Raw genomic sequence first — 12,360 nt, 5'->3', positions numbered from 1 at the left:
TGCTTACCGGGGGCGTACCGTCGGCTGACGGCGGCTTACCGGGCGGGCTGACCGCGGGTGCCCTCAGTCGCGCCCCACCACCGTCGCCCCTTCCCCGCGGCCCGCCTCGAAGGCCTTCTCGTACGCCGCCGGGCCCAGCCGCGCGCGAGCCGCCTCCTGGACCGGTACGACGTCGGGGTGGCCCTCGACCAGCGTGCCCCGGATGCCCGCCGCGGCGCCCAGAAGCCGGGCGGCGTCCCGGGGGAGCGGCGCGGCGGCCGCCAACGCCTCCGCGACCTCGGCCAGTTCGCCCACGCCCGGGGCGTCGACGGCGAGCACGCGGGCCTGCTCGAACCAGTCGGCGGCCTCCTCCGGGCGGGACTCGGCGAGCGCGGTGCGGCCGAGGCCGATGAAGACGCGCGCGGTCTCCGCCACGCTGAACCAGTTGGCGGCGCACGCCTGGAGCGCCTCTTCGTAGTAGGCACGCGCGCGTGCCGTGTCGCCGCGCAGCCGGGCCACATCCCCCAGGCCGCGCCGCGCCGTCGCCACCTTGTCGCGCACGCCCACGGTGCGGGCCCGCTCCTCCGCCTGCCGGAAGTGGTCCGCCGCGTCCTCCAGGGCGCCGCCGTGCAGCAGGACCGTGGCGCGCTGGTGCAGCAGGTCGCCGGTCTCCTCCGGGGCGCCCAGTTCGACGACGTGGGCGAGGCCCTCGTCCAGGAGCGCCAGGGCGCGGGCCCGGTCCCCGCGCCAGTCGGCGAACATCGCCAGCGGGTCCAGGCAGTTGGCCATGCCCCAGCGGTCGCCGTTCTCCCGGAAGGCCGCGAGCGCCCGCGCGAAGGCCGCCTCGGCGTCCCGAGGCCGCCCGGCGAACAGCTCCTGGAAGCCCCGCCCGAGGTCCAGCAGAGCGCGCCCCCACGGGTGGTCGCCGACCTGTTCGCGCACCCGCTCCTCCATGGCCCGCTGCGGCCCGCCCACCAGCGACCACAGCACGATCAGGAACGGCAGCCGCAACGGCCCCTCCAGGGACGCCAGCAGGGCGTCGGCGCGCGCGAGGCGCTCCGGCTCGGCGGGGTCGTCGCCGTCGCCCACGATCGTGTTGACCAGGCACAGGACGTACTCCTCGGCGAGCCCCTCCGGAGGCCGTGGTCCGACGGCCGCCAGCAGGCCCGAGGCGAGCGAGGCGCGCTCTCCGTAGTGGCCGCGCAGCCGCCAGTACCAGGACAGGGCGGCCAACATGCGCAGGCCCGCGTGCGGGTCGGCGCGCGCCAGGTGGCGCAGGGCGGCGTCCAGGTTGCCGTGGTCGGCGGCGAGCCGGTCGAGCCAGGGGAGCTGCTCGGCGCCGTGCAGCCGCGGTGCGCCCCGCTCGGCGAGGCGCAGGAAGTGCGAGGCGTGCGCGGCGCGCAGCCTGTCCTCGTCGCCCGCCTCGGCGAGCCGACGGGCGCAGAAGGCGCGGATGGTCTCCAGCATCCGGTACCGGCCGCCCGCCGCCTCGACGAACGACTTCTCCGCGAGCGAGGCCAGCAGGTCCTCCGGGTACGGGAGTTCGCAGACCGCCTCGACGGCGTCGAGCGTCGCCCCGGCGGGGAACACGGTCAGCCGCGCGGCCAGCTCCCGCTCCTCGTCGTCGAGCAGGTCCCAGCTCCACTCGACGACGGCGTGCAGGGTGCGGTGCCGCGGGGCCTTCGTGCGGTCGCCGCGCGACAGGAGCCGGAACCGGTCGTCGAGCCGCGCGGCCAGCTCGTCGAGCGTGAGGGTGCGCAGCCGTGCGGCGGCCAGCTCGATGGCCAGCGGCAGCCCGTCGAGCGCGGCGCACAGGGACCGGACGAGCCCGTCCCGAACCGGCTCCTGGCCGCCCTCCCCACCCGTCCGTGGCTCCCGGTCGCCGTCCCCGCCCCTCCGGGCCGCGAAGTCCGGGCGTACGGCCGCCGCGCGGTCCAGGAAAAGCTGGTCGGCGGGCCCGGCGGAGAGCGGCGGCACCGGGCACAGCACCTCCCCGGTGATGCCGAGCGCCTCCCGGCTGGTGGCGAGGACGCGGACACCGGGGCAGGCGCCGAGCAGCAGCCCGGCGACCCGCGCCGCGTCGTCGACCACGTGCTCGCAGTTGTCGAGCACGAGCAGCAGCTCCCGCCCCTCCAGTGCGGCAAGGAGCCGCTCGGTGGCGTCACCCCCGCGCGCGTGGAACCCGTCGCGTACGCCCAGGGCGCCGAGGATCGCGTACGTCACCCGCTCCCCGTCGGCCAGCGGCGCCAGCTCCACGAAGCACACGCTCTCGGAGCCGCCGCCCCGCGCCCCCTCGGCCCGCCCGCTCTCCCGCTCCCGCGCGGCCTCCAGGGCGAGCCGGGTCTTGCCGGTGCCGCCCGGGCCGGTGAGCGTCACCAGGCGGGCGTCGTCGAGGAGGGCGTGGAGGCGGGCCAGCTCCGCCGCGCGGCCGATCAGCGGGGTGAGTGGCGCGGGGACGGCAGGCGCGCGGGCCGGCTCGGCGCCGCGCAGCAGCTCCAGGTGGAGCGCGGCGAGCTCCGCCGACGGATCGGCGCCCAGCTCCCGCGCGAGGACGCCGCGCGCCTCGTCGAACACCGCGAGGGCCTCCGCGGACCGCCCGGCGGCGTGCAGCGCCCGCATCAGCTGCCCGTACAGCCGCTCGCTCAGCGGGTGGGTGGTGATCAGCTCTCGCAGCTCCGGTACGAGGCCGGGGCCGCCGCCGGTCGCCAGGTCGGCGTCCACGCGGTCCTGCACGGCGGCGAGCCGGAGCTCGTCGAGCCGGGTGCCGGGAGCGTGCGTACCGGGCAGGTCGGCGAGCGCGGGCCCGCGCCACAGGCCGAGCGCCTCTTTGAGGAGGGCGGCGGCCCGGGCGTGGTCTCCGGAGGACAGCGCTCGGCGGCCTTCGCGGGCCAGGTGTTCGAAGAGGTGGGCGTCGACGTCGTCGGGGGAGACGGCGAGGCGGTAGCCCGTGGCGGTGGTCTCGATGTCCACGCCCAGGCGCTTCCGCAGCCGGGACACCTGGGACTGCAGCGCGTTCGCGGCGCCGGCGGGCGGCCGCTCCCCGTACAGCCCGTCGGTCAGGCGCTCGGCGGAGACGCTCCGGCCGGCGTCCAGCAGGAGCAGGGTGAGCAGGGCCCGGGGGCGGGGGCCGCCGGGGTCGACGGGGGAGCCGTCGGGGGTGCGGACGTCGAGGGGCCCGAGGATGCCGAAGCGCATCCGCCAGATTCTGGCAGGCGCGCAGATTCTGGCGGACGCAGATTGTGGCGGGGCGGCCGCGCGGGCGTACGAAAAAGCCGGCCCTCCCGAAGGGGGACCGGCTTTTCAGCAACCGGCTAGGTGGCTGCGCAATGGGGTATCCCCTGCTCATTAAGAGCTTGGGGAAGCGTTAGCGCGAGACCTTGCCGGCCTTGATGCACGAGGTGCAGGCGTTGAGGCGCTTCGGCGTCCCGCCGACCACGGCACGCACGCGCTGGATGTTCGGGTTCCAGCGACGGGGCGTACGGCGGTGCGAGTGCGAGATGTTGTTGCCGAAGCCCGGCCCCTTGCCGCAGACGTCGCAGTTGGCAGCCACGGGTCACTCCAAAGACTTCAGATGCACTTACGGTTAAACCCGGCATGCCGGGATCAGTGCAATGATCGGAGTGGCGTTGCCAGGAGGAATGGCCCGATGCGTATCGGGCAACCGGAGCAGCATACAACGACTGCTTCGGTACAACGAAACTACCATGTCTCGCCCCTGCCCCGCCCCGGCCTCCCCTCCGTCCCAGGTCTACGCTGCGTCCCATCCCGCGACGCACGACGGAGGCGTCCCGTACGCACGACGGAGACGTCCCGTGACGCTCCTAGGAGGCGACAGTTGCCGCAGAACCTCGACGCTGTCGCAGTCCGCGCCTGGAGCGCACTCGCGCTGGACGCGCTGGGGCAGGCCCGCGAGGAGATCGACGCGATCAACGTCTATCCGGTCGCGGACGGGGACACCGGGACCAACCTCTACCTGACGATGGAGTCGGCGTCCCAGGCGGTCGACGCGGTCTTCACGGGCCTCGATCCGGCCAGGCCGGCGCTCGCCGAGGCGGTGCGCGCGATGGCGCACGGCGCGCTGATCGGGGCCCGCGGCAACTCCGGGACGATCCTGGCGCAGTTGCTGCGGGGGATGGCGCAGGTGCTTGCGGCGGAGAGCGACGGTGACACACCTCACGCGGACGGCGCGCGCCTCGCGCTCGCGCTGGGCCGCGCGTCCCGGTCCGCGTACCGGGCGGTGGCGCACCCCGTGGAGGGCACGGTCCTGACGGTCGCCAAGGCCGCCGCCGAAGCCGCCGATGCCACGGTGAGGGCCCCGCGGGACGGCACCTCGCCGGACTGTGTCGCGGTGGCACGCGCGGCGTACGAAGGCGCCTGCACGGCGCTGGACGCGACTCCGGGTCAGCTCGCGGTGCTCGGACGCGCGGGCGTGGTGGACGCCGGCGGACGGGGCCTCGTGGCGGTTCTCGGCGCACTGGTGGGGGCGCTTTCAGGGGAGACGGTGCGGCCGCGTGGGGCGGCGGGCGGCGGCCACGCGCGCGTGGAGGCTGCCGAGCGGGTGCAGCCGGGCCGCGCCCAGCCGGGCCCGGGGCACGCGCCCCGGGGGAGCCTGGCGGTGCCCACCGATCCCGCCGAACCGACCGAACCTGCGACGCCCGTCGCGCCTGCCACGTGCGCCGACCTCGCCCCTGACGGGGCGGGCCCCGCCTTCGAAGTGATCTACCTCCTGGAAGCCGACGACGCGGCCGTCGACCGGCTGCGGGCACGCCTTGACGCGCTCGGTGACTCGCTCGTGGTCGTCGGGGGCGACGGCCTGTGGAACGTCCACGTCCATGTGGACGACGCGGGCGCGGCCGTGGAGGCGGGCGTCGAGGCGGGCCGGCCGTACCGCATCCGGATCACCCACTTCGGTCTCGGTGACGCCCACACCGTACGGACGCAGGCGCCGCCCCGGGAGCGCGCCCAGCGCGGCATCGTCGCCGTCGTGCCGGGTGACGGCCTCGCCGCCCTGTACGCCGAGGCCGGGGCCACCACGGTGCCCGCGCGCGCGGGCGAGCCGCCCGCCAGTGGCGAGCTGGTCGAGGCGATCCGGCGGGCCCACGCGCGCGAGGTGGTGCTGCTGCCCAACGACGCCGAGCTGCGCCACACCGCGGCGGCCGCCGCCGAACAGGCCCGCTCCGAAGGCGTACGGGTCGCGCTGATCCCCACCCGCTCCGCGGTCCAGGGCATCGCCGCGCTCGCCGTGCACGAGCCCGACCGCCGCTTCGACGAGGACGTCGTCGTCATGACCTCGGCCGCCGGGGCGACCCGTTACGCCGAACTGGCCGTCGCCGAGCGGCAGTCGTGGACGACGGCGGGGATCTGCCAGGCCGGGGACGTGCTCGGCCTGATCGACGGCGACGTGGCGGTGATCGGTCCGGAGGTCGGGCCCACCGCGGCGGCCGTACTCGACCGGATGTTGGCGGCGGGCGGCGAGATGGTCACGTTGGTCCTCGGTGATGAGGTGTCCGATGCGGTGGCCGAGGAGCTGGAGAAACACGTACGCGACGGCCATCTGGCCGTAGACACGGTGCTGTATCGGGGCGGGCCCCAGTCGGCGCTGCTCCTCATCGGCGTGGAGTGACTTCCCCACCCACCCGCCCTCCACCGCGCTGCGCGCTCGTCCTCAATCGCCGGACGGGCTCTTTCCCCCACCCACCCGCCCTCTCCTGGGGCTCCGCCCCAGACCCCACTCCTCAAACGCCGGAGGGGCTATCTTCCCCCGCCCACCCACCCCACTCCCTCCGAAGAACGAGCTCCCGCCCGCCCTCCCACTCCACCCCAAGGGCGAATCCCGCCGGCCCCCCGCTCCGCCCGAAGGACGAACGCCGGCCTCCCGCTCCGCCCGAAAGGCGAAGCCCCACCCATCACCCGCTCCGCTGGACGAAACCCCGCCCGCCCTCCGCTCCGCCCGAAGGACGAAAACCCCACTCGCCCCCCCTCGGCCCGAAGGCCGAACTCCCGCCCGCCCCCCTCGGCTCGAAGGACGAACGCCGGCCTCCCGCTCCGCCCCAAGGACGAAACCCGTTGGCTCCCGGCTCCGTTCGAAGGACGAACGCTCGCCTCCCGCTCCGCCCGAAGGGGCGAAGTCCCGCCCACCACCCGCCCCGCCCGAAGGGCGAAACCCCGCCAGCCCTCCTGCTCCGCCCGAAGGACGAACTCCCGCCCGCCCTCCTGCTCCGCCCGAAGGGCGAAATCCCACCTGCCCCCACCCCGCCCGAAGGGCGGAAAGGGCGGGTGGGTGGGGAATAGCCCGTCCGGCGATTGAGGACGAGGCCGTTCAGGCCGATCGGGGGCCGGGGGCGGAGCCCCCTCCCCACGCGGCGGAGCCGCAAATTGATACCGCCCGGAAGGGGTGGCCGTGCGCGGAGCGCGCTGATGGGTGCAGTGGGGGAAGGTCCAGCAGGGCCCACCGCCTCCCCACATTTCCCGGCCCCTGCCCCCAATTGTCAGTGCCGTGGTGTGCAATGGATCTCGTGCACGCGCTCCAGGAACCATTGAAGAACGCGCTCGGCCAGGCCACCGCGAAGGTGATGGCCGAGCACCTCGGCCTGCACACGGTCGGAGACCTGCTGCACCACTACCCCCGGCGGTATGCCGAGAGAGGCGAGCTGACCCGCCTCTCGGACCTCCCGCTGGACGAGCACGTCACGGTCGTGGCCCAGGTCGCGACGGCCCGCGTCCTGCGGTTCGGCGGCGGCAGCGGCCAGCGGCTCGAAGTCACCATCACGGACGGCAGCGGCCAGCTCCAGCTGGTGTTCTTCGGCCGGGGCATCCACAAGCCGCACAAGGACCTGCTGCCGGGCACGCGCGCGATGTTCGCGGGCAAGGTGTCGGTCTTCAACCGCAAGATGCAGCTGGCCCACCCGGCGTACGAACTGCTGCGCGGCGACGGCGACTCGGCCGCCGAGACGGTGGACTCCTGGGCCGGAGCCCTCATCCCGATCTATCCGGCCACCGCCAAGCTGGAGTCCTGGAAGATCGCCAAGTCCGTGGACGCGGTGCTGCCGAGCGCCCAGGAGGCTCTGGACCCGCTGCCGCCGTCCCTGCGTGAGGGCCGCGGCCTGATCCCGCTCCCCGAAGCCCTCCTGAAGATCCACCGGCCGCATGCGAAGGCGGACATCGCGACCGCCCGCGACCGCCTGAAGTGGGACGAGGCGTTCGTGCTCCAGGTCGCCCTGGCCCGGCGCCGGTTCGCGGACGCGCACCTGCCGGCGGTGGCCCGCACCTCGCGCGCGGGCGGCCTGCTCGACGCCTTCGACGCCAAGCTGCCCTTCACGCTCACGGACGGCCAGCGCGCGGTCTCCAAGGAGATCTTCGACGACCTGGCCACCGAGCACCCCATGCACCGCCTCCTGCAGGGCGAGGTCGGCTCCGGCAAGACGATGGTGGCGCTGCGCGCCATGCTCGCCGTGGTGGACGCGGGCGGGCAGGCCGCAATGCTCGCGCCGACGGAAGTCCTGGCCCAGCAGCACCATCGGTCGATCACGGAGATGATGGGCGAGCTGGCGGAAGGGGGCATGCTCGGCGGCTCCGAGCATGCCACCAAGGTCACGCTGCTCACCGGCTCCATGGGCACGGCGGCCCGCCGCCAGGCCCTCCTCGACCTGGCCACAGGCGAGGCCGGCATCGTCATCGGGACGCACGCCCTGATCGAGGACAAGGTCCAGTTCCACGACCTGGGCCTGGTCGTGGTCGACGAACAGCACCGCTTCGGCGTCGAGCAGCGCGACGCCCTGCGCGGCAAGGGCAAGCAGCCGCCGCACCTGCTGGTCATGACGGCCACCCCCATTCCGCGCACGGTCGCGATGACGGTCTTCGGCGACCTGGAGACCTCCGTCCTGGACCAGCTCCCGGCCGGCCGCTCGCCGATCTCCACGCACGTCGTCCCCGCCCAGGACAAGCCGCACTTCCTCGCCCGCGCGTGGGAGCGCGTGCGCGAAGAGGTGGAGAACGGCCACCAGGCGTATGTGGTCTGCCCCCGCATCGGGGACGACGCGGAGGAGGAGCCCAAGAAGGCCAAGAAGAAGTCCCCGGAGGACGAGGCCGAGAAGCGCCCCCCGCTCGCCGTCCTCGACGTCGCCGAGGAGCTGACCCACGGCCCGTTGCGGGGCCTCGGCGTCGAGGTCCTGCACGGCCGCATGCAGCCGGACGACAAGGACGCGGTGATGCGCCGCTTCGCCGCCGGCGAGACGCACGTCCTGGTCGCCACGACGGTGATCGAGGTCGGGGTGAACGTCCCGAACGCCACCGTCATGGTGATCATGGACGCCGACCGCTTCGGCGTCTCGCAGCTCCACCAGCTCCGCGGCCGCGTCGGCCGCGGCTCCGCGGCCGGCCTGTGCCTGCTGGTCACCGACATGCCGGAGGCGACCCCCGCCCGCGCCCGGCTCGGCGCCGTGGCCGCCACCCTCGACGGCTTCGAGCTCTCCCGCATCGACCTGGAGCAGCGCCGCGAGGGCGACGTGCTCGGCCAGGCCCAGTCCGGCGTGCGCTCCTCGCTGCGCATGCTCACCGTCATCGACGACGAGGAGATCATCGCCGCGGCCCGCGAGGAGGCGACCGCAGTGGTCTCCCGCGACCCGGACCTGGAGCACCTCCCCGAACTGCGCACGGCCCTGGACGCCCTCCTGGACGAGGAACGCGAGCAGTACCTGGACAAGGGCTGAACTGCGGCCCCCGCAGCGGGAACGAACGCGGCCCCCGCCAGCGGCCCCCGCCAGCGGCCCCCGCAGAGGGATGCACGCCCCCCGCAGCAGGGCCGACCAAGAGCCACCCGCAGCAGAGCCGGGCGACGGCATCCGCACCACCGCCGAGGCGGGCCGACAAGGGCCGAAGCCGGTGGACGCCATATCGTGAAGGGAAGCCACCCTCAGCCCAAAGGACCCAGATGACCCGCGTGATCGCCGGCGTGGCCGGCGGACGCCGCCTCGCCGTCCCGCCGGGGAACAGCACCCGGCCCACCTCGGACCGCGCCCGCGAAGGCCTGTTCTCCACCTGGCAGGCCGTCCAGGGCACGCTCGCCGGCGCCCGCGTCCTCGACCTGTACGCGGGCTCCGGCGCCGTCGGCCTGGAGGCCCTGTCCCGCGGCGCGGCGCACGCCCTGCTCGTCGAGGCCGACGCCCGCGCGGCGCGCACCATCCGCGAGAACATCAAGGCGCTCGGCCTGCCCGGCGCCGAGGCCAGGGCGGGCAAAGCGGCCCAGATCATTCGCGAGTCAACCCCTGCCGCCCCCTATGACCTGGTGTTTCTCGACCCCCCTTACGCCGTCGGCGATGACGATCTTCGGGAGATCCTGCTCACACTCCGCTCGGGAGGCTGGCTCACGGACGACGCACTCGTCACCGTTGAACGCAGTACGAGAGGCGGAGAATTCGGCTGGCCGGACGGCTTCGAGGCACTGAGGTCCCGTCGCTACGGCGAAGGCACGTTTTGGTACGGTCGCGCCGCCTCTTCGTACAAACAGCCGGAAAGCTCGGCGTACGAAGAACGCGACAGCTCTTCGGACGAAGAGCACGAAGAGCCTGAGATCGCGCCATGACCCGACCGGAGAGCGAGGGACTTCCGTTGCGCCGCGCCGTCTGTCCGGGGTCGTTCGACCCCATCACCAATGGACACCTCGACATCATCGCCCGCGCCTCCAAGCTGTACGACGTCGTGCACGTCGCGGTGATGATCAACAAGTCCAAGCAGGGCCTGTTCGAGATCGAGGAGCGGATCGAGCTGATCCGCCAGGTCACCACCGAGTTCGGCAACGTGGAAGTCGAGTCGTTCCAGGGCCTGTTGGTCGACTTCTGCAAGGAGCGCGACATTCCGGCCATCGTCAAGGGCCTGCGCGCGGTCAGCGACTTCGACTACGAACTGCAGATGGCCCAGATGAACAACGGCCTCTCGGGCGTCGAGACCCTGTTCGTGCCCACCAACCCCACCTACAGCTTCCTGTCCTCCTCACTGGTCAAGGAGGTCGCGACCTGGGGCGGCGACATCGCGCACCTGGTTCCCCCGGTCGTGCTCGAAGCCCTCAACAAGCGCCTCGCGAAGGGCTGAGCAAGGGCTACAGTCGTCCCGTCCGTCTCCCAACAAGCTGTAGAGAGTGGCGAGCCCGCGGTGGACGTGCAGAAGAAGATCGACGAGATCGTCGAGACGGTCGGCAGCGCCAAGTCCATGCCCATGTCCGCCTCGTGCGTGGTCAACCGCGCCGCCCTCCTCGCCATGCTCGAAGAGGTGCGCCAGGCCCTGCCCGGCTCGCTCGCCCAGGCCCAGGAGCTGATCGGCGGCCGGGAGCAGCTGGTCGAGCAGGCCCGCCAGGAGGCCGAGCGGATCATCGAGGGCGCGCACGCCGAGCGCGGCTCGCTGATCTCCGACACGGAGGTCGCGCGCCGCTCCCAGGCCGAGGCGGACCGCATCCTCGCCGAGGCCCGCAAGGAGGCCGCCGAGGTCCGCGCCGACGCCGACGACTACGTGGACAGCAAGCTCGCCAACTTCGAGGTCGTCCTCACCAAGACGCTCGGCTCCGTCGGCCGCGGCCGCGAGAAGCTCCTCGGCACCGGCCCCGGCGTGGACGAGCAGGGGTACGAGGACGAGGACGCCCCCGAGCGCAGCCACGACCCCGAGACCCTGCGCCGCAACGCCGACGCCTACGTGGACGTGAAGCTCGGCGCCTTCGAGGCCGTGCTCGCCAAGACCCTGGAGGCCGTCGGCCGCGGCCGCCAGACCCTGCACGGCCGCGCCCCCGCCGACGAACTGAGCGAGCTCGGCGCGCAGACCAGGGAACACACCTCGGACGCCGACTACCTCGCGGACCTCGCCGAGACCCCCGAGCGCCCGCAGCCGCAGAGCCCCCCGCCGATCCCCGCCCAGCAGCCGTACACACCCCCGCGCCCGCAGACCGAGCCGGACCCGTACGCGTACCAGCAGCAGGACCAGTACGGAGGGGGCACCCAGGACCCCTACGCCCAGGGCGCGGACCAGTACGGCGGCCAGACCCCGTACGGCGGGCCCGATCCGTACGCCTATCAGCAGCCCTACGGCCAGCAGGATCCGTACGCGTACCAGCAGGACCCCTACGCGTACCAGCAGCAGGGCTACGACCCGAACCAGCCGCCGGCCCCCCAGCAGGAGCCGCAGCACCAGGGCTACGGCCAGCAGAGCCCCGCGCCCGCCGTGCTCGACGAGACCAGCCTCTTCGACACCCAGATGATCAGCGCGGAGCAACTGCGGCAGTACGAGCAGGGCCGTTAAGCAGCCCTGGTGAAGTCGGCTGCGGTTCGGCTGCGCCCTGAAGGGGCGCGGGGAACTGCGCGACCAGCCACTGACGGCCCGCAGGTTCGCACCGCACATCCAGCGAAGCGCTTAGCCCCGATTGGGCCGTGAGCGAAAGGTCCAGTATCCTGGCTCTTCGGTCGCGCGTATGTCCGCGATCCGGGCTGCCCGTTCCCACCGCAGATCTGCGGCACCGGCGCGGCGGTCCGCTTGCCAAACTCCCAGGATTCGAAAGCAGGAAAACCCCTGAGCACGCGCCTCGACCACCGGAACCCGCTTGTGTTCGACACACACGAGCTGGGTCGGCGTCCTGGTGCCATGCAGCGGGTGACCCGCACGATCGACGCCCCCGGTTCGCCGGCTCCGTTCGGCGTCGAAGGGGTCATCGGGGTGCCGGAAGGCGCTCCGGTCGAGCTGGAGATCCGGCTGGAGTCGGTCATGGAAGGGGTGCTTGTCACAGGCACCGCCCGTGCATCGGCCGAGGGGGAGTGCGTAAGGTGTCTGGAGCCGCTGGAGCTCGCGCTCGCAGCGGACTTCCAGGAGATGTTCTCGTACCCTGACGCCGACGACCGGGGCCGCGCAGCGGAACCGGCCGACGACGCCGAGGAAGACGAGGACAGGCTCTTCCTCGAGGACGGCATGTTCGACCTCGAGCCGGTGCTGCGTGATGCGGTGGTGCTCGCACTGCCGATGCAGCCGGTGTGCCAGGAAGACTGTCAGGGCCTGTGCTCCGAGTGCGGAGTGCGGCTCGCGGACGACCCGGACCACCACCATGATGCCGTCGACATCCGTTGGGCGGCACTGCAAGGACTCGCTGGCACCATCCAGGACGGCGAGAAGGACGAGATGAGCGGCGGCGCGCCTCGATCAGCGCACGCCGACGAGAAGCAGGAGAAGTAGCCGTGGCTGTTCCGAAGCGGAAGATGTCGCGCAGCAACACGCGCCACCGCCGGTCGCAGTGGAAGGCTGCGGTCCCCACCCTGGTTGCGTGCGAGCGCTGCCACGAGCCCAAGCTGCAGCACATCGCGTGCCCCGCTTGCGGCACCTACAACAAGCGCCAGGTCCTCGAGGTCTGAGCGG

The 12,360-nt window shown here is 73.3% G+C and carries 9 protein-coding genes; 7 read left to right on the top strand and 2 right to left on the bottom strand.

What is annotated here, in order from left to right:
- Nucleotides 1-63: 63 nt before the first annotated feature.
- Complete coding sequence (locus AC0KTA_RS10305; RefSeq protein ID WP_481054813.1) at nucleotides 64-3,174, bottom strand: AfsR/SARP family transcriptional regulator; 3,111 nt, start codon at nucleotides 3,172-3,174, stop codon at nucleotides 64-66.
- Nucleotides 3,175-3,343: 169 nt separating this feature from the next.
- Nucleotides 3,344-3,529, bottom strand: a complete 186-nt coding sequence (gene rpmB / locus AC0KTA_RS10300) for a 50S ribosomal protein L28 (RefSeq protein ID WP_030195073.1) — start codon at nucleotides 3,527-3,529, stop codon at nucleotides 3,344-3,346.
- A gap of 285 nt (nucleotides 3,530-3,814) precedes the next feature.
- Here rpmB and AC0KTA_RS10295 point away from each other — a divergent pair, with 285 nt between their 5' ends.
- From AC0KTA_RS10295 to rpmF, 7 genes are all read left to right on the top strand, one after another.
- The gene (locus AC0KTA_RS10295) at nucleotides 3,815-5,602 is read left to right on the top strand and encodes a DAK2 domain-containing protein (protein ID WP_481054812.1); all 1,788 of its coding nucleotides are present in this window, start codon (nucleotides 3,815-3,817) and stop codon (nucleotides 5,600-5,602) included.
- An 883-nt stretch (nucleotides 5,603-6,485) separates the two neighbouring features.
- Nucleotides 6,486-8,687, top strand: coding sequence for an ATP-dependent DNA helicase RecG (recG, locus tag AC0KTA_RS10290; protein ID WP_481054811.1), 2,202 nt, complete (start codon nucleotides 6,486-6,488; stop codon nucleotides 8,685-8,687).
- A complete protein-coding gene (gene rsmD, locus AC0KTA_RS10285) occupies nucleotides 8,684-9,559 on the top strand; it encodes a 16S rRNA (guanine(966)-N(2))-methyltransferase RsmD (protein ID WP_481056375.1) in 876 nt (291 codons plus the stop codon). Before recG ends, rsmD begins: the two co-directional genes overlap by 4 nt.
- Before the next feature lie 26 nt (nucleotides 9,560-9,585).
- Complete coding sequence (gene coaD, locus AC0KTA_RS10280; RefSeq protein WP_481056374.1) at nucleotides 9,586-10,065, top strand: pantetheine-phosphate adenylyltransferase; 480 nt, start codon at nucleotides 9,586-9,588, stop codon at nucleotides 10,063-10,065.
- Nucleotides 10,066-10,125: 60 nt separating this feature from the next.
- Complete coding sequence (locus AC0KTA_RS10275; protein ID WP_481054810.1) at nucleotides 10,126-11,259, top strand: cell division initiation protein; 1,134 nt, start codon at nucleotides 10,126-10,128, stop codon at nucleotides 11,257-11,259.
- Nucleotides 11,260-11,526: 267 nt separating this feature from the next.
- Nucleotides 11,527-12,180 (top strand): YceD family protein, encoded by a 654-nt coding sequence (locus AC0KTA_RS10270; RefSeq protein WP_481056373.1) that lies wholly within the window; start codon nucleotides 11,527-11,529, stop codon nucleotides 12,178-12,180.
- A gap of 2 nt (nucleotides 12,181-12,182) precedes the next feature.
- Nucleotides 12,183-12,356, top strand: a complete 174-nt coding sequence (gene rpmF, locus AC0KTA_RS10265) for a 50S ribosomal protein L32 (RefSeq protein WP_006139588.1) — start codon at nucleotides 12,183-12,185, stop codon at nucleotides 12,354-12,356.
- The last annotated feature ends 4 nt before the right edge of the window (nucleotides 12,357-12,360 follow it).

Source organism: Streptomyces sp. Y309 (genome assembly GCF_056712025.1).
This window is presented reverse-complemented; position numbering and strand designations above follow the sequence as displayed.

Excerpts from the sequence above, each read along its gene's own strand:
- AC0KTA_RS10305 (WP_481054813.1), bottom strand. The coding sequence starts at position 3,174 with ATGCGCTTCGGCATCCTCGGGCCCCTCGACGTCCGCACCCCCGACGGC.
- recG (WP_481054811.1), top strand. The coding sequence starts at position 6,486 with ATGGATCTCGTGCACGCGCTCCAGGAACCATTGAAGAACGCGCTCGGC.